The 26,515-nt window shown below is 71.6% G+C and carries 29 protein-coding genes; 14 read left to right on the top strand and 15 right to left on the bottom strand.

Going from position 1 to position 26,515, the window contains the following annotated elements; all coding sequences use genetic code 11:
* The first annotated feature begins 16 nt into the window (after positions 1-16).
* Positions 17-961 (top strand): amino acid ABC transporter permease, encoded by a 945-nt coding sequence (locus ACFRAC_RS10370; RefSeq protein WP_382923137.1) that lies wholly within the window; start codon positions 17-19, stop codon positions 959-961.
* Positions 958-1,719 (top strand): amino acid ABC transporter ATP-binding protein, encoded by a 762-nt coding sequence (locus tag ACFRAC_RS10365; protein WP_382923135.1) that lies wholly within the window; start codon positions 958-960, stop codon positions 1,717-1,719. The genes ACFRAC_RS10370 and ACFRAC_RS10365 overlap by 4 nt, the downstream gene beginning before the upstream one ends.
* Positions 1,720-1,776: 57 nt before the next feature.
* On the opposite strand, the gene ACFRAC_RS10360 is transcribed toward ACFRAC_RS10365, so the two are convergent.
* Positions 1,777-2,553: a class I SAM-dependent methyltransferase gene (locus ACFRAC_RS10360; protein ID WP_382923133.1), complete on the bottom strand. Its 777-nt coding sequence runs from the start codon at positions 2,551-2,553 to the stop codon at positions 1,777-1,779.
* A gap of 98 nt (positions 2,554-2,651) precedes the next feature.
* On the opposite strand from ACFRAC_RS10360, the gene ACFRAC_RS10355 reads away from it, so the two are divergent.
* On the top strand, positions 2,652-3,281 hold the full coding sequence (locus tag ACFRAC_RS10355) for a CGNR zinc finger domain-containing protein (protein WP_382923131.1): 630 nt from the start codon (positions 2,652-2,654) through the stop codon (positions 3,279-3,281).
* On the opposite strand, the gene sodX is transcribed toward ACFRAC_RS10355, so the two are convergent.
* Positions 3,185-3,619 carry a nickel-type superoxide dismutase maturation protease gene (sodX, locus tag ACFRAC_RS10350; protein ID WP_382923246.1) on the bottom strand — a complete coding sequence of 145 codons (435 nt, stop codon included), beginning with the start codon at positions 3,617-3,619 and terminating at the stop codon, positions 3,185-3,187. The genes ACFRAC_RS10355 and sodX overlap by 97 nt on opposite strands.
* Positions 3,620-3,764: 145 nt before the next feature.
* Between sodX and sodN the strand changes: the two genes are divergently transcribed.
* The 3 genes from sodN (at position 3,765) to ACFRAC_RS10335 (ending at position 6,804) form a co-directional block, all read left to right on the top strand.
* Entirely contained in the window at positions 3,765-4,160 is a 396-nt protein-coding gene (gene sodN, locus ACFRAC_RS10345) for a superoxide dismutase, Ni (protein WP_020123534.1), read from the top strand.
* A 434-nt stretch (positions 4,161-4,594) separates the two neighbouring features.
* Entirely contained in the window at positions 4,595-6,034 is a 1,440-nt protein-coding gene (locus tag ACFRAC_RS10340) for a glycosyltransferase family 39 protein (protein ID WP_382923244.1), read from the top strand.
* A gap of 29 nt (positions 6,035-6,063) precedes the next feature.
* Entirely contained in the window at positions 6,064-6,804 is a 741-nt protein-coding gene (locus tag ACFRAC_RS10335; protein WP_382923129.1) for a VOC family protein, read from the top strand.
* On the opposite strand, the gene ACFRAC_RS10330 is transcribed toward ACFRAC_RS10335, so the two are convergent.
* The 7 genes from ACFRAC_RS10330 to ACFRAC_RS10300 form a co-directional block, all read right to left on the bottom strand.
* Positions 6,791-7,012, bottom strand: coding sequence for a hypothetical protein (locus tag ACFRAC_RS10330; protein ID WP_382923127.1), 222 nt, complete (start codon positions 7,010-7,012; stop codon positions 6,791-6,793). The genes ACFRAC_RS10335 and ACFRAC_RS10330 overlap by 14 nt on opposite strands.
* The gene (locus ACFRAC_RS10325) at positions 7,009-7,341 is read right to left on the bottom strand and encodes a DUF952 domain-containing protein (RefSeq protein WP_382923125.1); all 333 of its coding nucleotides are present in this window, start codon (positions 7,339-7,341) and stop codon (positions 7,009-7,011) included. The genes ACFRAC_RS10330 and ACFRAC_RS10325 overlap by 4 nt, the downstream gene beginning before the upstream one ends.
* A 44-nt stretch (positions 7,342-7,385) precedes the next feature.
* The gene (locus tag ACFRAC_RS10320; RefSeq protein ID WP_382923123.1) at positions 7,386-7,637 is read right to left on the bottom strand and encodes a hypothetical protein; all 252 of its coding nucleotides are present in this window, start codon (positions 7,635-7,637) and stop codon (positions 7,386-7,388) included.
* 26 nt (positions 7,638-7,663) lie between these two features.
* On the bottom strand, positions 7,664-8,248 hold the full coding sequence (locus tag ACFRAC_RS10315) for a dihydrofolate reductase family protein (RefSeq protein ID WP_382923121.1): 585 nt from the start codon (positions 8,246-8,248) through the stop codon (positions 7,664-7,666).
* A gap of 331 nt (positions 8,249-8,579) precedes the next feature.
* Complete coding sequence (locus ACFRAC_RS10310; RefSeq protein ID WP_382923119.1) at positions 8,580-9,173, bottom strand: GNAT family N-acetyltransferase; 594 nt, start codon at positions 9,171-9,173, stop codon at positions 8,580-8,582.
* A 276-nt stretch (positions 9,174-9,449) separates the two neighbouring features.
* Entirely contained in the window at positions 9,450-10,577 is a 1,128-nt protein-coding gene (locus ACFRAC_RS10305; protein WP_382923117.1) for a family 2 encapsulin nanocompartment cargo protein polyprenyl transferase, read from the bottom strand.
* 123 nt (positions 10,578-10,700) lie between these two features.
* Positions 10,701-12,107, bottom strand: a complete 1,407-nt coding sequence (locus tag ACFRAC_RS10300) for a family 2B encapsulin nanocompartment shell protein (protein WP_382923115.1) — start codon at positions 12,105-12,107, stop codon at positions 10,701-10,703.
* A 302-nt stretch (positions 12,108-12,409) separates the two neighbouring features.
* On the opposite strand from ACFRAC_RS10300, the gene ACFRAC_RS10295 reads away from it, so the two are divergent.
* A complete protein-coding gene (locus ACFRAC_RS10295; RefSeq protein WP_382923113.1) occupies positions 12,410-13,000 on the top strand; it encodes an N-acetylmuramoyl-L-alanine amidase in 591 nt (196 codons plus the stop codon).
* A 27-nt stretch (positions 13,001-13,027) separates the two neighbouring features.
* Positions 13,028-13,942 (top strand): 1-aminocyclopropane-1-carboxylate deaminase/D-cysteine desulfhydrase, encoded by a 915-nt coding sequence (locus ACFRAC_RS10290; RefSeq protein WP_382923112.1) that lies wholly within the window; start codon positions 13,028-13,030, stop codon positions 13,940-13,942.
* A 15-nt stretch (positions 13,943-13,957) separates the two neighbouring features.
* Here the strand turns inward: ACFRAC_RS10290 and ACFRAC_RS10285 are convergent, their stop codons facing one another.
* Entirely contained in the window at positions 13,958-15,553 is a 1,596-nt protein-coding gene (locus ACFRAC_RS10285) for a Na+/H+ antiporter (protein WP_382923110.1), read from the bottom strand.
* 134 nt (positions 15,554-15,687) lie between these two features.
* On the opposite strand from ACFRAC_RS10285, the gene ACFRAC_RS10280 reads away from it, so the two are divergent.
* The 3 genes from ACFRAC_RS10280 (at position 15,688) to ACFRAC_RS10270 (ending at position 17,780) form a co-directional block, all read left to right on the top strand.
* Complete coding sequence (locus tag ACFRAC_RS10280) at positions 15,688-15,948, top strand: UBP-type zinc finger domain-containing protein (RefSeq protein ID WP_361344778.1); 261 nt, start codon at positions 15,688-15,690, stop codon at positions 15,946-15,948.
* A 270-nt stretch (positions 15,949-16,218) separates the two neighbouring features.
* A complete protein-coding gene (locus tag ACFRAC_RS10275; RefSeq protein WP_055624136.1) occupies positions 16,219-16,632 on the top strand; it encodes a hypothetical protein in 414 nt (137 codons plus the stop codon).
* Positions 16,633-16,649: 17 nt separating this feature from the next.
* Positions 16,650-17,780 carry a SigB/SigF/SigG family RNA polymerase sigma factor gene (locus ACFRAC_RS10270; RefSeq protein ID WP_382923107.1) on the top strand — a complete coding sequence of 377 codons (1,131 nt, stop codon included), beginning with the start codon at positions 16,650-16,652 and terminating at the stop codon, positions 17,778-17,780.
* A gap of 42 nt (positions 17,781-17,822) precedes the next feature.
* Here the strand turns inward: ACFRAC_RS10270 and ACFRAC_RS10265 are convergent, their stop codons facing one another.
* A complete protein-coding gene (locus ACFRAC_RS10265) occupies positions 17,823-18,269 on the bottom strand; it encodes a hypothetical protein (RefSeq protein WP_382923105.1) in 447 nt (148 codons plus the stop codon).
* Between the two features lie 141 nt (positions 18,270-18,410).
* Between ACFRAC_RS10265 and ACFRAC_RS10260 the strand changes: the two genes are divergently transcribed.
* Together ACFRAC_RS10260 and ACFRAC_RS10255 are read left to right on the top strand one after the other, a co-directional pair.
* The gene (locus tag ACFRAC_RS10260) at positions 18,411-19,379 is read left to right on the top strand and encodes a diacylglycerol/lipid kinase family protein (RefSeq protein WP_382923103.1); all 969 of its coding nucleotides are present in this window, start codon (positions 18,411-18,413) and stop codon (positions 19,377-19,379) included.
* A gap of 317 nt (positions 19,380-19,696) precedes the next feature.
* Positions 19,697-19,954: a WhiB family transcriptional regulator gene (locus ACFRAC_RS10255; RefSeq protein WP_003992873.1), complete on the top strand. Its 258-nt coding sequence runs from the start codon at positions 19,697-19,699 to the stop codon at positions 19,952-19,954.
* 238 nt (positions 19,955-20,192) lie between these two features.
* Here ACFRAC_RS10255 and ACFRAC_RS10250 read toward each other — a convergent pair whose 3' ends face one another.
* Entirely contained in the window at positions 20,193-21,659 is a 1,467-nt protein-coding gene (locus ACFRAC_RS10250; RefSeq protein ID WP_382923242.1) for a sensor histidine kinase, read from the bottom strand.
* Positions 21,660-22,331: 672 nt separating this feature from the next.
* On the opposite strand from ACFRAC_RS10250, the gene nagB reads away from it, so the two are divergent.
* A complete protein-coding gene (nagB, locus tag ACFRAC_RS10245) occupies positions 22,332-23,117 on the top strand; it encodes a glucosamine-6-phosphate deaminase (protein WP_382923101.1) in 786 nt (261 codons plus the stop codon).
* Between the two features lie 54 nt (positions 23,118-23,171).
* On the opposite strand, the gene ACFRAC_RS10240 is transcribed toward nagB, so the two are convergent.
* From ACFRAC_RS10240 to ACFRAC_RS10230, 3 genes are read right to left on the bottom strand one after another with little or no spacing between them, the layout of a single operon-like run.
* On the bottom strand, positions 23,172-24,662 hold the full coding sequence (locus ACFRAC_RS10240) for a glycoside hydrolase family 3 protein (RefSeq protein WP_382923099.1): 1,491 nt from the start codon (positions 24,660-24,662) through the stop codon (positions 23,172-23,174).
* Positions 24,663-24,671: 9 nt separating this feature from the next.
* A complete protein-coding gene (locus tag ACFRAC_RS10235) occupies positions 24,672-25,502 on the bottom strand; it encodes a carbohydrate ABC transporter permease (protein ID WP_382923097.1) in 831 nt (276 codons plus the stop codon).
* The gene (locus ACFRAC_RS10230) at positions 25,499-26,485 is read right to left on the bottom strand and encodes a carbohydrate ABC transporter permease (RefSeq protein WP_382923095.1); all 987 of its coding nucleotides are present in this window, start codon (positions 26,483-26,485) and stop codon (positions 25,499-25,501) included. Before ACFRAC_RS10230 ends, ACFRAC_RS10235 begins: the two co-directional genes overlap by 4 nt.
* Between the last annotated feature and the right edge of the window lie 30 nt (positions 26,486-26,515).

The following is a 26,515-nucleotide window of genomic DNA, read 5'->3' as shown; positions in this document are numbered from 1 at the left end:
CTGAAAGGCAACACCTGTGACTGACATCGACAAGAAGGACGGGCCGGCGCACACCCCGCCGGCCGGTCCGGAGGCCATCAAGGCCATCCCGGTCCGCCACTACGGACGGTACGTCTCCGCCGTCGTGGCGCTCGCCCTCTTCGGCGCGATCGTCTACGCCTTCTCCCAGGGCAAGATCAACTGGGGTGCGATACCGGACTACTTCTTCGACGACCGCATCCTCGACGGCGTCGGCAAGACCCTGCTGCTGACGATCCTGTCCATGGCGATCGGCATCATCGGCGGCATCCTGCTCGCCGTGATGCGCCTGTCCAAGAACCCCGTGACCTCGTCCATCGCGTGGTTCTACATCTGGTTCTTCCGCGGCACCCCGGTCCTGGTCCAGCTCATCGTCTGGTTCAACCTCGGCCTGGTCTTCGAGTACATCAACCTCGGCCCGTTCTACAAGAACGAGTGGTCGGACTTCATGACGCCGTTCCTGACGGCGCTGCTGGGTCTCGGCCTCAACGAGGCGGCGTACATGGCGGAGATCTGCCGCGCCGGTCTGCTCGCGGTCGACGAGGGCCAGACGGAGGCCTCGCACGCGCTCGGCATGAGCCACGTCAAGACGCTGCGCCGCATCGTCATCCCGCAGGCCATGCGCGTGATCGTGCCGCCCACGGGCAACGAGGTCATCAACATGCTGAAGACGACCTCGCTGGTCTCGGTCGTCCAGTACCCCGAGCTGCTGCGCGCGGCCCAGGACATCGGCCAGACCTCCGGCGCCCCGGCCGAGATGCTCTTCCTCGCGGCCGCCTGGTACCTGCTGCTGACCTCGCTCTTCAGCATCGGCCAGTACTACCTGGAGCGCTACTACGCGCGCGGTTCCAGCCGGTCCCTGCCGGCCACGCCGTTCCAGAAGATCAAGGCGAACCTGCTGTCCCTGTCCAACCGCTCGGCGTCGACGGGAGGCACCGCATGAACGCCATGGTCAAGGCCGAGGGCGTCCACAAGTCCTTCGGCCCGGTAGAGGTCCTCAAGGGCATCGACCTCGAGGTCAAGCAGGGTGAGGTGTTCTGCCTCATCGGTCCCTCGGGCTCCGGCAAGTCGACCTTCCTCCGGTGCATCAACCACCTGGAGAAGATCAACTCCGGACGGCTGTACGTCGACGGCGAGCTGGTCGGCTACCGCCAGAAGGGCGACAAGCTCTACGAGCTCAAGGACAGCGAGGTCGCGCTGAAGCGCCGGGACATCGGCATGGTGTTCCAGCGGTTCAACCTGTTCCCGCACATGACGGCCCTGGAGAACGTCATGGAGGCGCCGATCCAGGTCAAGGGCGTCGCCAAGGCCCAGGCCCGGGAGCGGGCGCGCGAGCTCCTCGACCGGGTCGGCCTGTCCGACAAGGCCGGGAACTACCCCTCGCAGCTCTCCGGCGGCCAGCAGCAGCGGGTGGCGATCGCCCGCGCGCTCGCGATGGACCCGAAGCTGATGCTGTTCGACGAGCCCACCTCGGCGCTCGACCCGGAGCTGGTCGGCGACGTCCTGGACGTCATGCGCGACCTCGCCGAGTCCGGCATGACGATGGTCGTCGTGACCCACGAGATGGGCTTCGCCCGCGAGGTCGGCGACAGCCTGGTCTTCATGGACGGCGGTGTGGTCGTCGAGTCCGGCGATCCGCGGGAGGTCCTGACCAACCCGCAGCACGAGCGGACGCAGGCGTTCCTGTCCAAGGTGCTCTGACCGAGGACACCGGAGAGGGGCGGTACGGGTGATCCGTACCGCCCCTCTCGTCCTGTGCTACTTCAGCGCCAGCACCAGCGCGTCCGACGGGGAGCACCAGACCGGCCGGGCCTCCCCGAAGCCCTTCTCGCGCAGGACGCGCGCGTGCCACGCGGCCGAGGGCGTGTCGCCGTCGGCGTGGTCGCCGTAGATCTCGAAGCGGCGGGCCGTCGGCTCGGCTAGGGCCGGGTCCCGGGCCGCGAGCCGCCACCACTCGGACCAGTCGGGGACGCCGTCCGCCCTGGCCCGCTCCATGCGCGCGTGGCGCTGGGCGCGCTCCGCGGCGTTGATCCGGGGCGTCGAATCGTCGATCATGTGGTCCGCGTTCATGAAGACACCGCCGTCACGGACGAGCTCCGCGACCTGACCGTAGAGGGCCACCAGGGGTTCCGTGTGCAGCCAGTGCAGGGCCGTGGCGGTCAGGACGGCGTCGTAGGAGTCGTACGGCAGCCTGGCCGGCCAGGCTGGGTCCTTGAGGTCGGCCGTGACGAACGAGATCCGCTCGTCGCCCGCGAAGGTGCCCTCGGCGATGGCGAGGAGCGCCGGGTCGAGGTCGACGCCGGTGCTGGTGGCCTCCGGGAACCGCGCGAGCAGCCGCGCCGAGATGCTTCCGGTGCCGCACGCGAGGTCGAGCACGCGCGGGGCCGGGCCGACGAGGGCTTCGACCATGTCCAGCATGATCCGGAAGCGGTCCTCGCGGTCGGGCATGTACCACTCCTGCTGCCGGTCCCAGCTGCGCTGCCAGCCGGCCCAGTCCGCCGTGGCCATGGTGGCCGAGTTGTCCAAGTCCGTCATCTGGCCCCTCCGTCACAGGATTGCGTAATACCCTGGATGCGCGATCACCCATTACCCGACCGCACGACGACGATAGAACGTCACCGTAAGGACTACAAGTGGAACTGGCCTATTACTCGGACTACGCCGTACGACTCGTCAACAGCGAGGACCCGGCCCGGGGCAAGGACTCGCTGACCTCGGTCGAGGCCGTCCGCGACCTCTTCGGCGGCAGCCAGGAGGCGGCCCGCCGCGCCACCGATGCCGACGTCACCCGCTTCCGCTCGGTCCGCGCACGGCTGCGGTCGGTGTTCGAGGCGGCGGACCAGGGCGACGAGTCCACCGCGGTGAACCTGCTGAACGCCCTCCTCCTGGAGTTCCCGGTGAGCCCGCAGATCTCCGGGCACGACGTCCGGGACGACGACGGGCGCCCGCTGTGGCACATGCACCTGGCCGACCACCCGTCGAACGCTACGGCCGGCTACGCGGCCATCGCCGCGATGGGCCTGGCCTTCCATCTGACGGAGTACGGCGTCGACCGGCTGGGGCTGTGCGAGGCGTCACCCTGCCGCAACGCCTACCTGGACACCTCGACCAACCGCTCCCGGCGCTACTGCTCGGACCGCTGCGCGACCCGCGCCAACGTCGCCGCCTACCGGGCCCGCAAACGCCTGGAGGCCGACCGGTCGGCCAGCACCGGCCGCACGGCCGACAGCGCCCAGCGCAGCACCGCGAACAGCGAGCGCTGACCGGGCTTGCGCGGCCGCACCCGCAGCCGTACGCGGCCCAGGATCAGCTCGTCCGGGACGACGCCGTAGTCGGTGCTGTCGCCGCCCGCGAACGCGTTGTCGGCCAGCACCCACCAGCCGCCCTCCCGGCGCTCGACCGCGCGCTTGACGACCAGCAGGTCCTGCTGGAAGGGATGGCGCAGGACGACGACGTCACCGGGCCTGGTGCGGCCCCGGTGCGACACGACGAGCAGATCGCCGTGGTAGAGCGTGGGCACCATGGAGGGTCCGGTCACCTCGGCCCACCCGAAGGGCCGCCCGGCACGCCCGCGCTCGGTCTCCTGCGACAACTCCGGCATCCCCGGCACCTCCCCGGTACGGTCCTCCACCAGTCTCAGTCTCACCCCGGACTTTTGTCCTAAGCCCACGGGGGCACTCGCGAAATCCGGTCTTGCAGGGAGTAATGTCCCACCTGAGAAGACGATCACGAGGAAGGAATGCTCCATGCTTTCCCGCCTGTTTGCCCCCAAGGTCAAGGTCAGCGCACACTGCGACCTGCCCTGCGGTGTGTACGACCCGGCCCAGGCCCGCATCGAGGCGGAGTCGGTGAAGGCCGTCCAGGAAAAGATGGCCGCCAACGACGACCCGCACTTCCAGGCGCGTGCCACCGTCATCAAGGAGCAGCGCGCCGAGCTGGCCAAGCACCACGTCTCGGTTCTCTGGAGCGACTACTTCAAGCCCCCGCACTTCGAGAAGTACCCGGAGCTGCACCAGCTGGTCAACGACGCCCTGAAGGCCCTCTCGGCCGCCAAGGCGTCGACGGACCCGGCGACGGGCCAGAAGGCTCTGGACTACATCGCCCAGATCGACAAGATCTTCTGGGAGACCAAGAAGGCCTGAACCCAGGCCATTTCGTCGTTCTCCCGACTCCCGAAGGGGCTTGCCCGGTTCGCCGGGCGGGCCCCTTCGGTGTCGGTCGGCGCGGCGGGGAGTGGGTGTCCTCGCCGGCCGTTCACCGTGTGAGCCAGCGGTTCCCTCGGTGTGCCGTGACGGTGCTCACCCGGTGAGAAGTGGCCCTTGATCGTCGTGGTCCCGTAGGTTCTGGCATGTCCACGCAGCCGGTGCAGCCGTCCGGCGGTGGTCTCACGGGGGTGATGTGGCCGGCATGGCCGAGGCGGACCGCCTCGCCGTGCCCGGTGTGAGCGGATCGCTGCGCCTGCGGGCCGCCCTCGGTGGACGAATGCCGATCCCCGGGGGGAACACCGTTGCCCGAGTCACGTTCGACGGCCGTCATGGAGGCCGCGGTCGTCCCCCGCGCGCCCGCCGCGGAACCGATGTCCCACCGGCGTCGCCGGTCGCTCCTGTGGACGGTCCCGGTGGCGTGGACCATCGCCCTCGGGCTGTGGGGGCTCTCCCGGCAGCACAGCGTCTGGCGCGACGAGGCCGCGACCTGGCAGGTGGCCCGGCGCTCCACCGGGGCGATGGCGCACCTGCTGGAGCACGTCGACGCCGTGCACGGCCTCTACTACCTGTTGATGCACGCCCTGTTCAGCTGCTTCGGCAGCGGCACGACCACCCTGCGGCTCCCCTCCGTGCTGGCCATGGCCGTCGCGGCGGCCTGCGTGACCCGCCTCGGGCAGCGAACGGCCGGGGCCTGGGCGGGGCTGGCGGGCGGACTGGCCCTCGGGCTGCTCCCGGCCGTGCAGTTCCACCTCCAGGAGGGACGCCCGTACGCCCTCGTGACCGCCGGGGCCGGGGTCGCGACCTTGCTGCTGGTGAGCGCCCTGGAAGGACGCGCCCGGCGTCGGCACTGGGCCGCCTACGCGGCCACGGTCGCCGTCTGCGGGCTGCTGAACTGGCTGTCGCTGCTGGTGCTGCCCGCGCATCTCGTGACCCTGGCGTGGACCCGTGCCACGCGTCGGGTCCTGGCACGCTGGGCGGTGGCGTCGGCGCTCGCCGTGGCGGCGGTGCTGCCGCTGATCCTGTTCAGCCTCGGGCAGGCCGAACAGGTCTCCTGGATACCGCCGGTGACCTGGCACATGCTCATCGGCCCCGGGGTCCTCGTCGCGATCGGGGTGCTGGGCGCCCTGGCGGACCGTCCGCACCCCCGGCGCCCGTCGGCGGCGGCCGTAGGGCTGCCGCTGCTCGCGGTGCCCCAACTCCTGCTCCTCTGCGTCTCCTTGGTGAAGCCGCTCTTCCTGGACCGCTACGTGCTGTTCTCGATGCTGGGCCTGGCGCTGCTGATCGGCGCCGCGCTGGGCGCGGCCGTCCGGGCGGTCCGGCCGCGGCTGCCGAGGGTGTCGGCAGTGCTGGTCCCGGTGGCGGTCGCGGTGGCGCTGGCCGCGCTGCTGCCCCAGGCGCTGGCCAAGCGGTCCCCGGCGAGCCGGGTGGACGACGTGCTGGCCGTGGCGGCGGACGTACGGCGACTGAAGCGGGACGGCGACGCCGTGGTGTTCGTACCGGCGGCCCGGCGGGACACCGCGCTGGTGTCGCCGTCCGCCTTCACGGGGGTGCGGGACATAGCGCTGGCCCGTGGCCCGGTGGAGTCCGGCACGTTGAAGGGCGAGGAGGCGTCGCCCGCCCGGATACGGTCAGCGATGCTGGCCCGGCGGCGCATCCTGCTCGTCACGGACGCGGCGGCGGTGGCCCGGCCGGTGTCGGCGCGCCGGGACCAGGTCAAGTCGGCCGTGCTCGAGCGGTACTTCACCGTGGTGACGGACGTACAGGTGCGCGGGCGGCGGGTGACGGTGTACGAGCGGCGGCCGTCCCGGTGAGCGGCGGCGGCCGGTCCTACGATCACCTCATGGGCATCCGCTGGACGTACGCCTTCGTGGACCGGCCCGCCGCCGTCTTCGAGCGGGCCCACTCCTTCTGGGCGGCGGTGACGGAGAGCGGCCTGTCGGCCTTCCGGGGCGACCGGGACGAGTTCGTCACCCTGCTGCCGGGCGACGGGGCGGACGCCTGCGTCAAGGTGCAGGGGGTCGGGGCGGGGGCCGGGGGCGCGCATCTCGACTTCGCCGTCGAGGACGTACGGGGGTTCGTGGACGGCGCGTCGGAGCGCGGGGCCGGCGTGGTCGCCGAGCACGACGGGTGGGCCGTGCTGCGCACACCCGCGGGGGTGGCGTTCTGCGCGGTGCCGTGGGCCGGGGAGGCGGTCCGGCCGCCCGTCGTGCGCGGGAGCCGACCCGACCAGGTCTGCCCGGACGTGCCGCCCTCCGCGTTCGACGCCGAAGTCGCCTTCTTCGAAGCCCTGTTGGACGGCTGGGAGTCTCGGCCCGGCTCGCGCCCCGAGTTCCACGTGCTGCGTCCCCCGGCCGGACTGCCGGTCCGGATCCTGATCCAGCGGCTCGGCGAGGAGCGCGCGGCCTCGGCGCATGTGGACCTCGCCTGCGCGGATGTGGCGGCGACCCGGGCCCGGCACGAGGGACTGGGCGCCGCCTTCGTCGCGCGGGGTGCGCACTGGACGGTGATGCGGGACCCGGCGGGCGGCGTCTACTGCCTGACGGCACGGGATCCGGGCACGGGCGCGCTCAGCGCGTCCTGACGAAGCAGAGGACGTCCGCCCCGTCCTGCCCCGGTGCGGGCCGCGTGCACTCCGGCGGGGGTGACGGACTCGTCGCGTTCTCCCAGACGTACGGCCCCGGCGGCTCGGCGGCGTCCCGCAGCCACAGCGTCACGCCGCCCGCGACGGCCACCAGGACCAGCCAGGCCGCCACGATCCACCGCCATGTCCGGTGGCTCCGCTCCGTCACCCCCACCGCTCCACGTCGACCACAGCGCCCGCCGGCAGGGGTCCGTACACGTGCGGGAACTCCTCGCCGCCCGGCTCCACCGCCTCGTAGCGCAGCGGCACGTCCAGCCGCTCGGGGTCGACGACCAGCACCACCAGGTCGTCGGGGCCGTCGTAGGAGCCGTAGAGGAAGCCGGCGACCGTCGGGAGCTGGGCGCGGGTCGAGCAGTGGATGAAGCCCTCCTGCTGGAGCGTGCGGCCACGGGTGGACAACTCATAGGCGCCGCGCTCGCGGGCGGCCTCCCAGAGCGAGCGCTCCGTGAGGTGGAGGATGTACGCGTGTTCGGGCATGCGGCGAGCCTACGGTCCGGGGCGGACCGGCTTCCCGCCGCGGGTCAGGATTCGGTCGCGGTGGTCTTCTCGGGCCGACCGGGCGGGGCGGGCTGTCCGGACGGGGCGGGCTGTCCGGGCGGGGCGGGCTGGTCGTGGTGGTGCTCGGCGGCCTCCGGGGGGTGCGCCCCGCAGTCAGGGTTCCGGCAGGGGCCGGCGACCCAGGTGGGGACCCATGCGCCCAGCGTCTTGTGACGCCGGACGACCGTTTCGACGGGCTGTCCGCAGTCGGGACAGACGTACTCTTCGCTGCCCATGCCTTCAGGGTAGGGCGGCTCGGGGCTCAGCGCTTCCTGCTGTACGTACGGACCACGGTTCCGTTGCGAAAGGCGCGGACCTCGTCGAGGGCGAACTCGGTGACGGCGAAGCCCGCGCCGAACATCGGCATGCCCGTCCCGTAGACGACCGGATAGCTCTTGACGACCAGTTCGTCGATCTCGTCGAGCAGGGCGCCGGCGAGCCGCGAGCCGCCGCACAGGTAGATGTCGAGTCCGCCCTCCTCGGCCTTCAGCGCGCGAACCTCGCCGACGACGTCGTCCGTGATCAACTCGACCTCCGGGTCCGGGGACTCCGGCAGGGAACGCGTCGCGACGTACTGGCGCAGGTGTGCGTACGGGCTGGTGATGCCCACTTTCAGGGCCTCGTCGTAGCTGCCGCGGCCCTGGATGACGGTGTCGAACCGCTTGTTCTCCAGGTGGTCGACGCCGAGGGCGCGGCGGCCCTGGGTCGCCACCGTCTCCGGGTACTGCTCCGTGAGGTACGCCAGGAACTCCTCGTCCACGAAGCGGAACATGTCCGTGGCGTCGCCGGCCGGGTCCCCGATGAAGCCGTCGAGGGAGCAGGCGATGAAGTACGTGAGCTTTCGCAAGCCGGTCTCTTTTCGTAGGCCGACCACAACCACTTCGATTGCAGTGCTTCAGTTGTAGTACTCCGGGTGCAGTGGTTACAAGGGATTTTCCGTGAGGGCTTCAAGCGTCCACCGCTCCCCCGGGCTGCCCGGCGGCGGCGAGGTCGTCACCGTGCTCTGTCCGGCGATACTCGGCCTGCTCCTGGAGCGCCTGACCCTGCCGGACGTCCACAGCAGCGTCCTGCGCGGCGTGACCGTCCTGGACGGGCCGGCGGAACGGATCACGGCGACGGTGGCGCCGGAGGAGCGGGCGCCGACCGCGAGAGGCGGGTGGGGTGGTGGGCGGCGGGGTTCAGGCGCGCGGCTCGCGCCACATCGGCCACATCCGCGGGCCGTCCGGGAGGTCGAGGGGGCGTCCTTCAAGGGTGAAGCCGAGGCGTTCGTACAGCACACGGCTGCGGGCGCTGCTCGCCTCCAGATAGGCGCCGAGGCCCTCCTGGTCGCAGCGGTCGAGGACGGAGGTGATGAGGGCCGTGCCCAGGCCCTGCCCCTGCCGCTCCGGGGCCGCGGCGATCATCCACAGGTACTCGTGGGCCCGCCCGGCCGGATGGATCCCGGCGGTCAGCCGGCCGATCAGTTCGACGCGCTCGTTGTCCGGGTCGACGGCCGCACGCAACTGGGCGGGGCCCTCGTCGTCCTGCTCGGGTGCGTCGGCGGGAACGGACATCCACAGCGCGCAGGCCGTGCCGTCCTCGGTGAGGTCGATCCGGCCGTGGGCCAGGACGACATCGGTGAACGCGGCCATCAGTCGCGGGTGGATGGTGCGGCGGTGCTCCTCGCCGGGGAAGACCCAGTTGCTGACCGGGTCGTTCTGGAAGGCCGCGTCCAGCAGCCCCACCACCAGCTCCCGGTCCGCCTCGCCCGCCGTCCGGATCGCCACGCCCATGAGTCCGCGCCCCTTCGTCTCAACCGGGCTTGATCGTAGGGCCGTTGACCGTGCGGTGCCGCACCGGCGACGACTTTGACGCGATCCGTTCGCCTCGCGGACGCGGGAGGCGGGCGCGGAGACCCGCGCACGGAGGCGGGCGTGAGACGGGCCCCGCACACCGTGGGGATGTGCGGGACCCGCCGGGCCGGAGCCACCAGGGCGCCGTACGGGGTCAGGAGCCGTACGGCCCCGATGGCTCCGGGGTCCTCACGGCCGCGGCGGACGCCGCGGCCCTCAGGCGCTGCGCCGGGTCACGAACTCGGCCAGCGCCAGCAGTCCACCCGCCTCCTCCGGCTCGGGCACCGCGCGGGCGAGCGCCTGCACGGCACGGGCCATCCGGTCCGCGGCCTGGGCCTGCGCCCAGTCGCGACCGCCCGCCCGTTCCACGGCCAGCGCGGTGCGCCGAAGGTCCCCCTGGTCGAAGGGCGCCTCGTACAGCGCGGCCAGCTCCCGGGCCGCCGGGCCGCCCGAGGTGAGCGCCGCGACGACGGGAAGCGACTTCTTGCGGGCGGCGAGGTCCGCTCCGACCGGCTTGCCGGTACGGCTCGGGTCTCCCCATATGCCGATCACGTCGTCGATGAGCTGGAAGGCGAGCCCGGCCTCGCGTCCGAACGCGTCCAGCGCCCGGACCTCGTCGTCGCCGGCGCCCGCGTACAGCGCCCCGAGCGCGCAGGCGCAGCCGAGGAGCGCGCCGGTCTTGGCCTCGGCCATGGCGAGCACCTCGTCGAGGGAGACCTCGGTGGGGCGCCGCTTCTCCAGCGCGGTGTCGGCGTGCTGGCCCGCGCACAGTTCGACCACGCAGTCGGCGAGCCGGGACGCGGCCGCGGAGGACGCCGGGTGCGGGTCGTCGGCGAGCAGACGCAGGGCCAGTGCCTGCAGGGCGTCCCCGGCGAGGATCGCGTCGGCGTCGCCGAACACGGTCCACGCGGTGGGCCGGTGCCGGCGGGTGGTGTCCCGGTCCATCACGTCGTCGTGCAACAACGTGAAGTTGTGGATCAGTTCCACCGCGACCGCCGCCCGCAGGGCCGCCGCCCGCCCCCGTGGCCCGCCGAGCGTCGCCGCGGCGGTGAGGACCAGGGCGGGCCGGATGGCCTTGCCCGCGCCGCCCGTCGCCGGGGCTCCGTCCGGGTCGGTCCAGCCGAAGTGGTAGAGCGCGATCCGGCGCATGGCGGGCGGCAGCGACTCGACCGCGGCGCGCATCTCGGGGTCGACGGACGCCCGGGTGCCCTCCAGGATCACCGCCGCCTCGGGCGGCACGGCCGGCCCCGGGCGGTCCGGTGGGCCGGTCAGGACGGGCCCCCGCCCCTCCGGCGGCTCGGACGCACGCGGTACCCCGGCGGGGCGGTGCTGTGTCTCCGTCATGAACTCACCCACGGCCTCGCCTCGATGAGTCGGCCCACGGCGGCCCTTCCGCTCCGGCTGGACGCCTACGGCGTGGGTCTACCCACGCGGAGAGTGCGGAACACGGCGTACCGCCGGCGACGGTCATCGCCAACGGCCGATCTCGACGTTCTCCAGGACGCCGAGGGCGTCCGGGACCAGGACCGCGGCCGAGTAGTACGCCGTCACGAGGTAGTTGATGACGGCCTGCTCGTTGATGCCCATGAAGCGGCACGACAGGCTCGGCTCGATCTCGTCCGGGATGCCCGCCTGCTGGAGCCCGACGACCCCCTGCTCCGCCTCACCGGTGCGCAGCGCGATGATCGAGGTCGTCCGGGCGTCGGTGACCGGGATCTTGTTGCACGGGAAGATCGGCACGCCCCGCCAGGTGGGGATGCGGTTGCCGCCCATCTCGATGGTCTCCGGGACCAGTCCGCGCTTGTTCAGCTCGCGTCCGAACGCGGAGATCGCACGCGGGTGGGCGAGGAACATCTTGGTGCCGCGCCGCCGGCTGAGCAGCTCGTCCATGTCGTCGGGGCCGGGCACGCCGTCGTGCGGCTGGAGCCGCTGGTCGTACTCGCAGTTGTGAAGCAGGCCGAACTCGCGGTTGTTGACGAGTTCGTGCTCCTGGCGCTCCTTCAGGGCCTCCACGGTGAGCCGCAGCTGCTGCTCGGTCTGGTTCATCGGCTGGTTGTACAGGTCGGCCACGCGTGTGTGGATGCGCAGCACGGTCTGGGCGATGCTCAGTTCGTACTCACGAGGCCGGGCCTCGTAGTCGACGAAGGTGTGCGGGATGTCCGGCTCGCCGCTGTGGCCGGCCGCCAGGTCGAGCGCCTTCTCGCCGTACTTGTTGGTGCGCTGCGCGGGGATCGACCGCAGCCGCTCCAGATGCCCGCGCAGCGACTCGGCGCGCTCCGCGACCTGCTCGAAGTCCCGCCGGTCCAGGACCAGGACGGTGCAGGCGGTCACCGTGCGGGCCGTGTACTCCCAGATGGCGTCGGAGTCGAGCAGCGCCTGCTCGCCGAGGTAGGCGCCGTCGGCGAGGACACCCAGCAGCTCGTCCTCCCCGTAGGGGCCGGCGCCGATCTTCTCCACCCTGCCGTGCGCGAGCAGGTACACGGCGTCGGTCGGGCTGCCGAACGAGGCGATGACCTGTCCGGCCGCGAACTCCCGCTGCACGCACCGCTGGGCGAGCTCGAAGAGCACGTCCTCGTCCTCGAAGGACCGCAGCGCCGGCAGTTCACCCAGCTCGGCGGGGATGACCTCGACCCGGTCACCGGTCTTCACGAACGTGACGCGGCCGTCCCCCACGGCGTACGTCAGACGCCGGTTCACCCGGTACGTGCCGCCCTGCACATTGACCCAGGGCAGCATGCGCAGCAGCCAGCGGGAGCTGATCTCCTGCATCTGGGGTGCCGACTTGGTCGTGGTGGCCAGGTTCCGTGCGGCCGCAGTGCCGAGACTCTGCTGCGCCTTGGCCTGCTCCGTACGGATCTCTTCGCCTACCGACATATGGAATTGCCCTCCTGGTCGTGCACCGGCGCCGTCGCGGCGCCACGCGTAGCGATCTTCCTGACCAGGCTTTCATCACGGAGCGTGTTGATGCTATTACACGAACGAGGGGGAATGGATCACACGCCCGCTGGGCAGACGGAGGTCTTCTGTCCATCCGTACCGGCGCCGAGGACTGGCCGAAACAGCTCGCTCACCGTGCGAGCGGCGGAGCGGCAAGGAGTCCTTTCTTCCGTTTCCGGTAAAGCACCGGTACGAGGCGGCCGCATCCGGCGGCCGCCCCACGGCACGAGGAGGCGTACATGGCCACACCCATGTCCGCGAGCAGATTCCTGCAGAGGCTGCGCGCGGAGGGCGTGACGGTCGTCGAGGTCGGCGACTGGGAGCACCACAACCGCAACCACGTGGGGCCCTGGGGCCCCGTGCACGGCGTGATGATCCACCACTCGGTGACCAAGGGCAGCGCACACACCGTGGAGCTGTGCCGCAAGGGCTACGAAGGGCTGCCCGGCCCGCTCTGCCACGGGGTGATCACCAAGGACGGCAAGGTCCACCTGGTCGGCTACGGCCGTGCCAACCACGCCGGCCTCGGCGACGACGACGTGCTGCGCGCGGTCATCGCGGAGACGGCGCTGCCGCCGGACAACGAGGCCAACACCGACGGCAACCGCCACTTCTACGGCTTCGAGTGCGAGAACCTGGGCGACGGCAAGGACCCCTGGCCCGAGGCGCAGCTGGACGCGATCGAGCGCGTGTCGGCCGCCATCTGCCGGCATCACGGCTGGAACGAGCGCTCGGTGATCGGGCACCTGGAGTGGCAGCCCGGAAAGGTGGACCCGCGCGGGTTCACGATGGCGTCCCTGCGCGGGCGCGTGAAGGAGCGGCTGAAGTAGCGGCCCCGTGCCGGTCACAATGGCCGGGTGACCAGCCGTGACGCCGTACCCGACCTCGCCGCCCTGCGGCCCCGGCTGCCCTCGCCGCTGCGCGAGTCGGCGGACGGGCGGCTGGAGCGGCGCGGGGTGCGGCTGCTGCTCAAACGGGACGACCTGATCCACCCGGAGCTGGTCGGCAACAAGTGGCGCAAGCTCGCGCCGAATCTGACGGCCGCGGCCGGACGGACGGTCGTCACCTTCGGCGGCGCCTATTCGAACCATCTGCGGGCCACGGCGGCGGCGGGCCGTCTCCTCGGTCTGCCCACGGTCGGCGTGGTGCGCGGCCAGGAGCTGGCGGAACGTCCCCTCAACCCCTCGCTGGCCCGGTGCGTGGCCGACGGGATGCGGCTGCACTTCGTCGACCGGTCGACGTACCGCCGCAAGAGCGAGCCCTCGACGCTCGCCGCCGTGCTGCGCGCGGTGGGCGCCCGGGACGCCCACGTCGTCCCGGAAGGCGGTAGCAACGCCCTGGCCGTCCAGGGGTGCCGGGCGCTCGGCGAGGAGCTGCGCGGGCGGGCCGACGTGGTCGCGGTCGCGTGCGGCACGGGCGGGACCCTGGCGGGCCTGGCCGCCGGGCTGGGTCCGGGCGGGCGGGCGCTGGGCGTGCCGGTGCTCAAGGGCGGCTTCCTCGGCGCCGAGGTCCGCGCCCTGCAGACCGAGGCGTTCGGGGGACCGCGCGGCGACTGGTCCCTCGACGAGCGCTTCCACTTCGGCGGGTACGCGCGTACGACGCCCGCTCTGGAGTCCTTCGCGGCCGACTTCGAGGAGCGCCACGGGATACCCGTCGAGCGTCTTTATGTGGCCAAAATGCTGTACGCGCTCGTGGTCCTCGCCGAGGAGGGCGCCTTCGCGCGCGGGACGACGGTCGCGGCCGTCGTCACCGGGGCGCCGTTCACCGGCTGACCCGGGCGGGCCGGGTCAGCCCCCCTCGCGGTAGGCCGCCGCCTCCTCCAGATCCAGCCTGCGCAGCAGGGTGCGCAGCATCTCGTCGTCGATGTAGCGGCCGTCGCGCAGCTTGACGAAGACGGAGCGCTCGGCGCCGATCGCCTCCCGGGACAGACGCCGGTAGGTGTCGTCGACGGACTCGCCGGTGATCGGGTTGGCCTGGCCGAGGCGTTCCCAGACGGAGTTGCGCCGGCGTTCCAGGACCGACATCAGGCGCTCGGCCAGGGGCTCGGGGAGAGTGTTGCGCTCGTCGGCGAGGAGTTCCCGCAGGCGCTCCTCGGCGACCCGGGACGCCTGCGCCTGGGCGTTGGCCTCGGCGAGGGTCTCGGCCTGGGGATCGCGGCCGGGCAGCTTCAGCAGGCGGATCAGCGGCGGCAGCGTCACGCCCTGCACGACGAGGGTGCCGATCACCGTGGTGAAGGTCAGGAACAGGATGAGGTTGCGCTGGGGGAAAGGCTGGCCCTCGTGCGTCGTGAGCGGGATGGAGAACGCGATGGCGAGGGAGACCACGCCCCGCATCCCGGCCCAGGAGATGACGAACGGCCCCTTCCAGGTCGGGTCCTCCTCGCGCTCCCTGATCCGGGCCGAGAGCATCCGCGGCAGGAAGGTCGCCGGATAGACCCACAGGAACCGCGTGACGACGACGACGGCGAACAGGACGGTCGCGTACCAGGCGGCGGTGGAGCCCTCGAACTCCCCGAGGCCCTTGAGCACGACCGGAAGTTGCAGGCCGATCAGGGCGAACACGGCCGACTCCAGCACGAACGCGACCATCTTCCACACCGCCTCCTCCTGGAGCCGGGTCGCGAAGTCGACCTCCCACGCGCGGTGTCCGAGGTAGAGGGCGACGACCACGACGGCGAGCACACCGGAGGCGTGCACCTGCTCGGCGGCCGCGTACGCCACGAAGGGAGTCAGCAGCGACAGCGTGTTCTGCAGCAGCGCCTCCTTCAGGTGGGTGCGCAGCCAGTGGATCGGCACCATCAGCACCAGTCCGACGGCGACGCCGCCGACCGCGGCCAGCAGGAACTCCCGGATGCCGCCGGCCCAGGTGGCGCCCTCTCCGACGGCCGCGGCGACGGCGACCCGGTAGACGGTGATCGCGGTGGCGTCGTTCACCAGGGACTCGCCCTGGAGGATCGTGGTGATCCGTGACGGCAGCCCCACCCGGCGGGCGACGGCCGTCGCCGCGACCGCGTCCGGCGGCGCCACGACCGCGCCCAGCACCAGGGCCGCGGTCAGCGGGAGACCGGGGATGAGGCGGTAGGCGGCGTAGCCCACGACGACGGTCGCGAACAGGACGTACCCCACGGACAGCAGCGCCACGGGGCGCAGTTGCGCGCGCAGGTCGAGGTAGGAGCTGTCGGTGGCCGCCGTGTAGAGCAGCGGCGGCAGGATCAGGGGCAGCACGACGTGCGGGTCGAGCGTGTAGTCGGGCACGCCCGGCACGTACGACACCATGAGTCCGGCCGCGACCAGCAGCAGGGGTGCCGGCACGGGGACCCGCCGGGCGAGCGCGGCCACCGCCGCGCTTCCCGCCACCAGGAACAGCAGCGGCATCACGTCCATGCTTCTCGCCCACCCTCGTCCGTCGCCCGCGCTCGCGCGTGGCCGCTCGTCGCGTCCGGGGACGCGGCCACCCGCACTCCCCGGCCATGATTTTCGCGCGCGGGGCCGCGCGCGGCCGTCGTAACCTGGCAATCATGAAACAGTGCACGCACGCCGATGGGCTGCCGCACCCGGAACCCGAACCGCTGAGCGAGACGTGTCCGGAGTGTCTGGCGGAGGGCACGCATCCGGTGCAGCTGCGGATCTGCCTCACCTGCGGTCACGTCGGCTGCTGCGACTCCTCGCCCGGACGGCACGCCACCAGGCACCACAAGGAGTCCGGGCACCCGGTCATGCGGACCTTCGAGCCCGGCGAGCGCTGGCGATGGTGCTTCGTGGACCACGTCCTCGTGTGACGGGGACGTAGGCTGGACGGCGCCGGAACCGGACGGTTCGACCGTCTGACGTCTGGGTACGTCAAACCGGCGCGCGCTCTTCCCAATTGGGCCCGCAGACCCCCTAGCCACGGAGCGTATCCGTGTGTTTACTATGAGTGACAGCAAGGGGTTGGGGTCCTGGGGACAGGAAACTTCGAAGCGCGGTAGCGTCACCGCTGAACCACAGATCGCGTTACCCCGGGGGGCGACCCTCGGCCCCGAGAAGCTTGTACCACCTTGGAGGTGAGGGTGTCCCAGATCGCAGGCGAGCCCGTGACCCAGGACTTCGTGGAAGTCCGGCTGCCGGCTGCGGGTGCCTACCTGTCGGTGCTGCGTACGGCGACTGCCGGCCTCGCCGCCCGTTTGGACTTCACCCTCGACGAGATCGAGGACCTTCGCATCGCGGTGGACGAGGCCTGCGCGATCCTGCTCCAGCAGGCCGTGCCCGGCTCGGTGCTCAGCTGCGTGTTCCGGCTCGTCGACGACTCGCTGGAGGTCACCGTCTCGGCCCCGACTACGGACGGCCACGCCCCGTCCCGGGACACCTTCGCCTGGACCGTCCTGTCGGCCCTGGCCGGCAAGGTCTCCTCGGCGGTGGACGAGGACAAGACCGTGTCGATCAGCCTCTACAAACAGCGCGGCGCGGGACCCGGGCCGGCGTGAGGGACGGGGACGGGCCGGTGCGGGACGAAGAGCGCGGCGCACGGGAGCTGCCGGACGGCACCTCCCCCTGCTCCGACGGAGCCGGGAGCCCGGGGGCGGGCCCGAGCGGCCCGAGCGGTTCCCGCCGCATGGCGGACGGCATCGACGGCATCCCCGAGCAGGCCCGGCCGCACCCGGAGGACGACTCCGTGGCGACCGGCCTCCTGGACGACGGACGGGATGACGAGGGTGCCGTGCAGGGCGCGCCCACGGCCGGGCGCATCGGGGTCTCCCCGGCCCGGCCGGCGGCGGGGGCTCGGGAGAGGGCGACGGGCGGGACGATGAGCGAGCACGAGCGATACGCCGAGGACCGGGCGACGAGCGCGCGCGGCGCGCAGGCCACACGCCACGACCCGCGGGACCGCAGCGGGGCACGCGCCCTGTTCATCGAGCTGCGCGGGCTGCAGGACGGCACCCCGGAGTACGCGGAGCTGCGCAACCGGCTGGTCCGGATGCATCTGCCGCTCGTGGAGCACCTCGCGCGCCGCTTCCGCAACCGAGGCGAGCCGCTCGACGACCTCACCCAGGTCGCCACCATCGGACTGATCAAGTCGGTCGACCGGTTCGACCCGGACCGCGGCGTGGAGTTCTCGACATACGCGACACCGACGGTCGTCGGGGAGATCAAGCGGCACTTCCGTGACAAGGGCTGGGCGGTCCGCGTCCCGCGCCGGCTCCAGGAGTTGCGCCTCGCCCTCACGACGGCCACCGCGGAGCTGTCCCAGCTGCACGGCCGCTCCCCCACCGTCCACGAGCTCGCCGAGAAGCTGGCGATCTCGGAGGAGGAGGTCCTGGAGGGCCTGGAGTCGGCCAACGCCTACTCCACTCTGTCCCTGGACGTCCCCGACACCGACGACGAGTCGCCGGCGGTCGCGGACACCCTGGGCGCGGAGGACGAGGCGCTGGAGGGCGTCGAGTACCGCGAGTCTCTGAAGCCGCTGCTGGAGGACCTCCCGCCGCGCGAGAAGCGCATCCTGCTGCTGCGCTTCTTCGGCAACATGACCCAGTCGCAGATCGCGCAGGAGGTCGGCATCTCCCAGATGCACGTCTCGCGTCTGCTGGCGCGCACGCTGGCGCAGCTGCGGGAGAAGCTGCTCGTGGAGGAGTGAGCGCCGCGCGGGCGTGGCGGCCGGGTCCGGACAGGCCGGTGGTTACCGCTCGTCGGGTTCGGCGCCGGGCCGCCGGATGCCGAGGGCCTGCGTGGTCGACGGGCTGACCAGGAAGACCAGCGTGGCGATCGCCGCGGCGGCGACGGCGATCCCCACCGGGATGGCGATGCTGTCGGCCTGCAGCAGGCTGTAGGCCACCGGCAGCGCCAGGATCTGGGTGATCACGGACGGTCCCCGGCTCCAGCTGCGCAGGGCGAACAGTCCGCGCGCGGCGAGCAGCGGCAGCAGGGCGAGGACGACGAGCGTGACACCGAGAGTGACGGCCTGCTGCCGGTCGTCGGGGTCCCCGGTGAGTCCGAGCACCAGGACCCAGATGCCGCCGGCGGCCAGTGCCAACCCTTCCAGGGCGGTGAGCACGGCGGCGTAGGTCAGCCGCCGCGGGCGCGGACCGGCGGTTTCCTCGGGAGTGGGGGTCTGCTGCTTGGTCACTCCTGAAGGGTAGCCCTCCGTGCGGGGCCCCTTTCCGGCCGAGGTCCCCCGGCTCCCCCGTGGCGAGGCTCACGCGGAATGTCCCGGTCGATCCCCGCCTCGGCCTGTGCCCGGTACCCCCCAGTAGGTACGCTGCCAGTCATGCGTGCACTTCTCGTGGTCAATCCGGCGGCAACCACCACAAGCGCACGTACGCGCGATGTCCTGATCCATGCGCTCGCCAGCGAGATGAAGCTGGAGGCGGTCACCACCGAGTACCGCGGCCACGCGCGCGACCTGGGCCGGCAGGCGGCGGACAGCAACGACATCGATCTGGTGGTCGCCCTCGGCGGCGACGGCACGGTGAACGAGGTCGTCAACGGCCTGCTGCACAACGGCCCCGATCCGGAGGGCCTGCCGCGTCTCGCGGTGGTCCCCGGCGGTTCCACGAACGTCTTCGCCCGCGCCCTCGGGCTGCCCAACGACGCCGTCGAGGCGACCGGCGCCCTGCTCGACGCCCTGCGCGAGGGCAGCGAGCGCACGGTCGGCATGGGGATAGCCGCCGGCACCCCGGGGAGTGCCGACGAGACGGTGCCGGGCCGGTGGTTCACCTTCTGCGCGGGGCTCGGCTTCGACGCGGGGGTCGTGGGCCGGGTCGAGCAGCAGCGCGAGCAGGGCCGGAAGTCCACGCACGCGCTGTATCTGCGCCAGGTGGTACGCCAGTTCCTCCAGGAACCCAACCGCCGGCACGGCACGATCACCCTGGAGCGGCCGGGTGAGGACCCGGTGACCGATTTGGTGCTGTCCATCGTCTGCAACACCGCTCCGTGGACGTATCTGCTCAATCGCCCCGTGTACGCGGCACCTAAGGCCTCGTTCGATACCGGTCTCGACGTACTCGGTCTCAGCCGAATGTCCACGGTCGCGGTTGCCCGGTATGCGACCCAGTTGCTCACTTCGTCCCCGGAGCGGGGACCCCAGGGCAAGCACGCGGTCTCGCTGCATGACCTGGACCGGTTCACCTTGCATTCGAAGGTGCCCCTGCCCCTTCAGATGGACGGCGACCACCTGGGGCTGCGTACGAGCGTGACGTTCACAGGCGTACGCCGTGCACTGCGTGTGATTGTGTGAGCGGAACGGGCGAAAGTCCTTTCACTCGAACGTTTAGGCCAGGATCCACCCCATGGAAGTACGGCTGTGACCTAGTCGACACCGAGGAATCAAAAAAAACTTTTCGGAAGGGGTTGTATCCGCCGCCGAGGTTTGCGAGTCTCTTCATGGCGATCGGGACGGCCCGCAAGACCGGCCTCCACTGATCACCAGAATCCCCTTCAACTCACAGGACCCACGCCGGGAAACCTGGCGATAGGCCCTTCACTTGTTGAGGGATTCGTGAAAGCGTTCACATTCACAAGCAACCCGCATGTAATCAAGGAGAGGTAGCAGCCATGGACTGGCGTCACAACGCCGTTTGCCGCGAGGAAGACCCCGAGCTGTTCTTCCCCATCGGCAACACCGGTCCTGCGCTGCTGCAGATCGAGGAAGCCAAGGCCGTCTGCCGTCGCTGCCCGGTTATCGAGCAGTGCCTGCAGTGGGCGCTCGAGTCCGGTCAGGACTCCGGCGTCTGGGGTGGTCTCAGCGAGGACGAGCGCCGTGCCATGAAGCGCCGCGCCGCCCGCAACCGGGCCCGTCAGGCCTCCGCCTGACACTCTCACCCCGTAAGAACAGCCTGAGCTTGGCGGCGCGTACAGCGCGTACGCATCTCCCGCCCCCGAGCCGCAGCGCGCAGTACCCCCGATGCTCCCCCGACACTCGGCCCCGGTCGAGCAAGGGATGACCATCGCCTTGCTGGCGAGCAGCAACGAGCACTGGCCCCGGACCTTCTGGTCCGGGGCTCTTTGCTGTCCGCACTCCCCCCGCCGCGGGCCACTCCCCCGGCCGGTGCTACTTGGCCGCCCGCACCGGGATGTCGAGGATCACCCGGGTGCCCCGCTCCGGCGCGGGCACCATGTCGAAGGAGCCGCCCAACTCGCCCTCGACGAGCGTCCGCACGATCTGCAGGCCGAGGTTGCCCGCGGTGTGCGGGTCGAAGCCCTCGGGCAGGCCGACGCCGTCGTCCTGGACGGTGACCAGGAGCCGTGCCTGCTTGGCCGTCCCGCCGCGGACCGCCGACACCTCGACGGTGCCGGTGTCGCCGTCGCGGAACCCGTGCTCCAGCGCGTTCTGCAGGACTTCGGTCAGCACCATGGACAGCGGGGTGGCGACCTCGGCGTCCAGGATGCCGAAGCGGCCCGTGCGCCGGCCGGTGACCTTGCCGGGCGAGATCTCGGCGACCATCGCGAGCACCCGGTCGGCGATCTCGTCGAACTCGACGCGCTCGTCCAGGTTCTGGCTGAGCGTCTCGTGCACGATGGCGATCGAGCCGACGCGTCGGACCGCCTCCTCCAGGGCCTCGCGGCCGCGGTCGGACTCGATGCGCCGGGCCTGCAGGCGCAGCAGGGCGGCCACCGTCTGGAGGTTGTTCTTGACCCGGTGGTGGATCTCCCGGATCGTCGCGTCCTTGGTGATCAACTCGCGCTCGCGGCGGCGCAGTTCGGTGACGTCCCGCAGCAGCACCAGCGAACCGATGCGGATGCCCTTGGGCTTGAGCGGGATCGCCCGGAACTGGATGACGCCGTCGCCGGACTCGATCTCGAACTCACGGGGCGCCCAGCCGCTGGCGACCTTGGCGAGCGCCTCGTCCACCGGGCCGTGGGTCGGGGCGAGTTCGGCGGTCGTCCGGCCCAGGTGGTGGCCGACCAGGTCGGCCGCGAGACCGAGGCGGTGGTAGGCGGAGAGGGCGTTCGGGGAGGCGTACTGGACGACGCCGTCGGCGTCCACGCGGATCAGGCCGTCGCCGACACGCGGCGAGGCGTCCATGTCGACCTGCTGGTTGGCGAACGGGAACGAGCCGGCCGCGATCATCTGCGCGAGGTCCGAGGCGCTCTGCAGATAGGTGAGCTCGAGACGGCTCGGGGTGCGGACGGTGAGCAGGTTGGTGTTGCGGGCGATGACGCCGAGGACGCGGCCCTCCCGCCGGACCGGGATCGACTCGACGCGGACCGGGACCTCCTCGCGCCACTCCGGGTCGCCCTCGCGCACGATGCGGCCCTCGTCGAGCGCGGCGTCCAGCATGGGGCGGCGGCCGCGCGGGACGAGGTGGCCGACCATGTCGTCCTGGTAGGAGGTCGGGCCGGTGTTGGGCCGCATCTGCGCCACGGAGACATAGCGGGTGCCGTCGCTGGTGGGCACCCACAGCACGAGGTCGGCGAAGGAGAGGTCGGAGAGCAGCTGCCACTCCGAGACCAGCAGATGAAGCCACTCGAGGTCGGTGTCGTCGAGGGCCGTGTGCTGGCGTACGAGTTCGTTCATGGAGGGCACGAGGCCGAGCGTACCTGGGGTTACGGACGGGGCCCGAACGCCGCCCTCGGAGGCCGTACGGCCCCGAAGACACCCGCGGGCCGCGGCGCCTGAGAGGGACCCTCAACCCTCCCGGCACCGCAGCCCGGAGCAATATCGGCCGTGGGGTGTGCGGTCCCGGTCGGCCGAGGTGAGGACCCGGGGCAGTCAGGGCAGAGAGCTCCGGTTCCTCGGTCCGCCTTCCTGTGCGGGGAAGGCGGAAGTCGGTGCGTACTTCGCTACGCACTCCCTGGCATTGTGGACTAGACCACTCGGGTGTGTCCATGCGTGGGAGCTTGTTCGCTGTTGGCGCTTCCGAGCGGGCTCTCGGACCGGCCCGAGCCCGTCGGTCGCCCTGTCATGCATCACGCAGCCTAACCCGTACGGGTTCATGTCGGGGCGGGTCGGCCGGGGCAATTCCAGCGGGCGGACCCGGTTCGTCCTGGATCCCCCCATTCGGCACCTCTCGTGCCGGGGCGTGGGAATCGCGCCGGAGCCGTGGAAGGCCCCTCGCGCCGGGCCGCGGGCGGCGGCTCACGGGGCGCGCTCACCTGGGCCCGAGGGCCCCGCTCTGTTAGATTGGTCTAAACCACATGCTCCCTTCAGGGTGCCCTTCGAGTCCCTCTTCAGATCGGCAGGCCCAGCGTGGAAGTTGTCATCGTTCCGGACGCCCAGGCGGGCGGCGAGCTGATAGCCGAGGCCATGGCCCAGCTGCTCCGACGCAAGCCCGACGCCCTGCTCGGTGTAGCCACCGGGTCGACACCGCTGCCCGTCTACACCGCGCTCGCGGCCAAGGTGCGCTCCGGTGCCGTCGACGCCTCGCGGGCGCGCATCGCGCAGCTCGACGAGTACGTGGGGCTTCCCGCCGAGCACCCGGAGTCCTACCGCTCGGTGCTGCGGCGCGAGGTGCTGGAACCGCTGGGCATCGGCATGGACGCGTTCATGGGTCCGGACGGCACGGCCGAGGACGTGCAGGCCGCGTGCGAGGCGTACGACGCGGCCCTGGCGGCGGCCGGCGGCGTCGACCTCCAGCTGCTCGGGATCGGCACGGACGGGCACATCGGCTTCAACGAGCCCTGTTCGTCGCTGGCCTCGCGGACCCGGATCAAGACGCTCACCGAGCAGACCCGGGTGGACAACGCGCGCTTCTTCGACGGGGACATCGAGCAGGTCCCGCACCACGTGATCACCCAGGGCATCGGGACGATCCTGGAGGCGCGGCACCTGGTGCTGCTGGCCACCGGCGAGGGCAAGGCGGACGCGGTCGCCGCGACCGTCGAGGGGCCGGTCGCCGCGGTGTGCCCGGCGTCGGCGCTGCAGCTGCACCCGCACGCCACGGTCGTCGTCGACGAGGCGGCCGCCTCCAAGCTGAAGCTGGCGGACTACTTCCGGCAGACGTACGCCGCCAAGCCCGACTGGCAGGGGATCTGAGCCCCCTGCCCACGACTCGGGCGCCGGTTCCCCTCGGGGGACCGGCGCCTTCCGTCATCCTGCCTGGACGCCCGCGATGACCTCGGCCGCCGCGCGGCCGCAGACGCGGGCCGCGCCGTGGGTGGCGATGTGCAGGCTGCCGCGCGGGGCGGCCTGGGGGACGCCCATCTCGACCACGATCGTGTCGGGGCGGGCCGTGAGCAGGTCGTCCAGGGCCGCCGCCATCCAGGGGTGGCGGTGCTCGTCGCGCACGACCGCCACCAGGCGGCGGTCGCCGGCCGCCGCCAGGGCCTCCAGGCCCGCGTCCTCGCCCGTGTGGCTGCCGGTCCGGGTACCGGGGAGGAGACGGTCCAGGTCCGCGGCCACGCCCCACGGGGTCTCGTCGCCCACGGCGATGTTGGCGACCGGCGTGAAGGCGGCGACGTAGGGCGCCTCGGTGAGCGGGGTGAAGGACGCGGCGCCCGTCAGCCGCAGGGCGCGGCGGGCCGCGACGAGGCCGATGTCGGGGCGCGCCTCCACCGGGTCCGCCGCGGCGGTGGCCGTCCAGCGGGCCAGCTCGCGGACGCGTTCGGCCGCCTCCGCGAGCCGCGCCTCGGGGAGTTCGCCCGAGCGGACGGCCGTGACGAGGGCGTCGCGCAGCCGCCGTACCGTCTCGTCGTCGGCGAGGCCGCCGCCCACGCAGATCGCGTCGGCGCCGGCCGCGATCGCGAGGACGCTGCCGCGTTCGATGCCGTAGGTGGCGGCGATGGCCTGCATCTCCATGCCGTCGGTGACGATGAGGCCGGTGTAGCCGAGTTCGCCGCGCAGCAGTCCGGTCAGGATGCCGCGGGACAGGGTCGCCGGGCGCTCCGGGTCCAGGGCGGGGACGAGGATGTGCGCGCTCATCACCGCCCGGGTGCCGGCCGCGATCGCCGCGCGGAACGGGGCGAGTTCGCGCTCCGTCAGCACCGAGGCGCCGGCGTCGATACGGGGCAGGGCGTGGTGGGAGTCGACGGCGGTGTCGCCGTGGCCGGGGAAGTGCTTGGTGCACGCCGCGACGCCCGCCGACTGGAGGCCGGTGACATAGGCCGCGGTGTGCCGGGCGGCCAGGGCGGTGTCGGCGCCGAAGGAGCGCACGCCGATCACCGGGTTGGCCGGGTTGGAGTTGACGTCGGCCGACGGCGCCCAGTTGAGGTTGACCCCGCAGGCGGCGAGGCGGCGGCCCAGTTCGGCCGCGACCTGGCGGGTGAGCGCGACGTCGTCCACGGCGCCGAGGGCGTGGTTGCCGGGGAAGCTGGAGCCGGAGCGCACCTCCAGCCGCGTCACGTCACCGCCCTCCTCGTCGATCGCCACGAGGACGTCGTCGCGCTCGGCGCGCAGCTGGGCGGTGAGGGCCGCCAGTTGCTCGGGCGAGGCGATGTTGCGGCCGAACAGTCCGACGGAGGCGAGGCCCTCCCCGAGCCGGCGCAGCAGCCAGTCCGGGGCCGTGGTGCCGGTGAAGCCCGGCTGGAGGACGGTCAGGGCATCGCGCGTGAGTGTGTCGGTGCCGCTGGCGATTGTCGTCATCGGGTGGCGTTATCCCTTCACGGCGCCGGCCGTCAGGCCGCTGACAGCCCTGCGCTGCAGGAAGACGAAGAGGATCAGGATCGGGACGGCGAAGAGGGAGGACGCCGCCATGGTCGCGCCCCAGTCGTTGCCGAACGCGGTCTGGAAGCTGGACAGCCACAGCGGCAGCGTCTGCGACTCAGCCTCCTTGTTCAGCACCAGGACCAGCGGGAACTCGTTCCACGCGGTGATGAAGCCGAACAGGGACGTGGACATCAGTCCCGGTGCGAGCAGCGGCAGGATGACCTTGAGGAAGGCCTGGGAGCGGGTGCAGCCGTCGACCATCGCCGCCTCCTCCAGCTCCCGGGGCACCGCGGCGACGAAGCCGCGCAGCGTCAGGATGGTGAAGGGCAGGATCATCATCATGTAGAAGACCGTCAGCGGCAGAAGGCTGTTGAGCATCGACGCGTCCCGGACGATCATGTACATCGCGATGATCATGACCTCCCAGGGCGCCATCTGGGCCAGCATGAAGCCGACGACGAACCCGCGTCGCCCCCGGAAGCGCATCCGGGCGAGGGCGAACGCGCCGGCGAGCGCGATGACCAGGGCGAAGGCGACCGCACAGACGGTGACGATCAGCGAGTTGCCGACGTAGGTCCAGAAGTGGTCGACGCCGGTGGCCCGCCGGAAGTGCTCGAAGGTGATGTCGGCCGGGAACCAGACCGGGTCCTCGGAGATGATGTCGCCGGTCGGCTTGAACGCCGTGGCGAACATCCAGTACACGGGGAAGACGAAGCCGACGAACAGGACGACGGCCGTGACGTTGGGCCACAGGCGGCCGAAGAGTGAGCGCTTCACAGCTCGTCCTCCTCTTGCTTGAGCACGATCCTGAGGTAGTACGCGGTCAGGCCGAGCAGGATCAGGATGGTCAGGACGGCGATCGCGGCGCCCATGCCGTAGTGCTGGTTTCCGACGCCCTCGATGTAGGCGTAGACGGGCAGGATCTCGGTGAGCCGGTCGGGCCCGCCGCCGTTGATGGTGAAGACCTGTACGAACGCCTTGAAGACCCAGATGACCTCGAGGAAGGTCGTGGCGTACAGGAAGGGGCGCAGGAACGGCATGGTCACCGTGGTGAAGCTCTTCCACACGCCCGCGCCGTCCAGGGCCGCGGCCTCGTACAGCTCGCCGGGGATGGTGGTCGTGGCCGCGTAGAGGTTGATCGCGACGAACGGGATCGACATCCACACGATCAGCAGCGTGACCACGAAGAACGTGGACATCTGGCTGCTGGTCCAGCTGTAGTCGGCCATCGAGTGCCAGCCCAGCTTGTCGAGCACCCAGTTGACGACGCCGAAGCGCTGGGCGAACAGCCACTGGTAGACGGTGCTCGCGGCGACCACGGGCATCGCCCACGCCAGCACGAGCCCCATCATGAGCGTGACCCGCATCCGCCGGCCGAGGCGGGCGAGCAGCAGGCCGACCAGCGTTCCCGCGACCATGATCAGGACGACGTTGACCGCCGTGAACAGGATCGAGCGCAGGGTGACGCGCCAGAAGTCCTCGCCGGTGAGGACCTGCTTGTAGTTCTCGACGCCGTTCCACTCGGTGACGTGCTGGATCAGCTGCGCCATGTTGAGGTTCTGGAACGACAGCAGCACGTCCTTCAGCAGCGGCCAGCCGAGCAGCAGCACGGTGGCCGCGCAGGCCGGCAGCAGCAGGAGGTACGGGACGAACGTGCCCGCGCGCTTCCCCGTCGCGGGTCTGGGCCCGCCGGGTCGGCCCGGCGTCGTCTTCGCCACGTCCACCGGACCGGAGGGCGGCCGTTCGGTCTGCACGGTCATGCTCGCGATCTCTCTTCTCGACCTACCGGA

Source organism: Streptomyces sp. NPDC056628 (assembly GCF_042792555.1).
Classification (GTDB): Bacteria; Actinomycetota; Actinomycetes; order Streptomycetales; family Streptomycetaceae; genus Streptomyces.
The sequence above is the reverse complement of the archived record's forward strand: the minus strand, read 5'-3'. Positions and strand labels throughout refer to the sequence as shown.

Excerpts from the sequence above, each read along its gene's own strand:
- sodN (WP_020123534.1), top strand. The coding sequence starts at position 3,765 with ATGCTTTCCCGCCTGTTTGCCCCCAAGGTCAAGGTCAGCGCACACTGC.
- ACFRAC_RS10280 (WP_361344778.1), top strand. The coding sequence starts at position 15,688 with ATGAAACAGTGCACGCACGCCGATGGGCTGCCGCACCCGGAACCCGAA.
- ACFRAC_RS10260 (WP_382923103.1), top strand. The coding sequence starts at position 18,411 with ATGCGTGCACTTCTCGTGGTCAATCCGGCGGCAACCACCACAAGCGCA.
- ACFRAC_RS10360 (WP_382923133.1), bottom strand. The coding sequence starts at position 2,553 with ATGACGGACTTGGACAACTCGGCCACCATGGCCACGGCGGACTGGGCC.
- ACFRAC_RS10300 (WP_382923115.1), bottom strand. The coding sequence starts at position 12,107 with ATGTCGGTAGGCGAAGAGATCCGTACGGAGCAGGCCAAGGCGCAGCAG.
- ACFRAC_RS10295 (WP_382923113.1), top strand. The coding sequence starts at position 12,410 with ATGGCCACACCCATGTCCGCGAGCAGATTCCTGCAGAGGCTGCGCGCG.
- ACFRAC_RS10255 (WP_003992873.1), top strand. The coding sequence starts at position 19,697 with ATGGACTGGCGTCACAACGCCGTTTGCCGCGAGGAAGACCCCGAGCTG.
- ACFRAC_RS10365 (WP_382923135.1), top strand. The coding sequence starts at position 958 with ATGAACGCCATGGTCAAGGCCGAGGGCGTCCACAAGTCCTTCGGCCCG.
- ACFRAC_RS10325 (WP_382923125.1), bottom strand. The coding sequence starts at position 7,341 with ATGCCCGAACACGCGTACATCCTCCACCTCACGGAGCGCTCGCTCTGG.
- ACFRAC_RS10320 (WP_382923123.1), bottom strand. The coding sequence starts at position 7,637 with ATGGGCAGCGAAGAGTACGTCTGTCCCGACTGCGGACAGCCCGTCGAA.
- ACFRAC_RS10250 (WP_382923242.1), bottom strand. The coding sequence starts at position 21,659 with ATGAACGAACTCGTACGCCAGCACACGGCCCTCGACGACACCGACCTC.
- ACFRAC_RS10230 (WP_382923095.1), bottom strand. The coding sequence starts at position 26,485 with ATGACCGTGCAGACCGAACGGCCGCCCTCCGGTCCGGTGGACGTGGCG.
- ACFRAC_RS10240 (WP_382923099.1), bottom strand. The coding sequence starts at position 24,662 with ATGACGACAATCGCCAGCGGCACCGACACACTCACGCGCGATGCCCTG.
- ACFRAC_RS10305 (WP_382923117.1), bottom strand. The coding sequence starts at position 10,577 with ATGACGGAGACACAGCACCGCCCCGCCGGGGTACCGCGTGCGTCCGAG.
- ACFRAC_RS10310 (WP_382923119.1), bottom strand. The coding sequence starts at position 9,173 with ATGGGCGTGGCGATCCGGACGGCGGGCGAGGCGGACCGGGAGCTGGTG.
- ACFRAC_RS10285 (WP_382923110.1), bottom strand. The coding sequence starts at position 15,553 with ATGGACGTGATGCCGCTGCTGTTCCTGGTGGCGGGAAGCGCGGCGGTG.
- ACFRAC_RS10335 (WP_382923129.1), top strand. The coding sequence starts at position 6,064 with ATGGGCATCCGCTGGACGTACGCCTTCGTGGACCGGCCCGCCGCCGTC.
- ACFRAC_RS10340 (WP_382923244.1), top strand. The coding sequence starts at position 4,595 with ATGTCCCACCGGCGTCGCCGGTCGCTCCTGTGGACGGTCCCGGTGGCG.
- sodX (WP_382923246.1), bottom strand. The coding sequence starts at position 3,619 with ATGCCGGAGTTGTCGCAGGAGACCGAGCGCGGGCGTGCCGGGCGGCCC.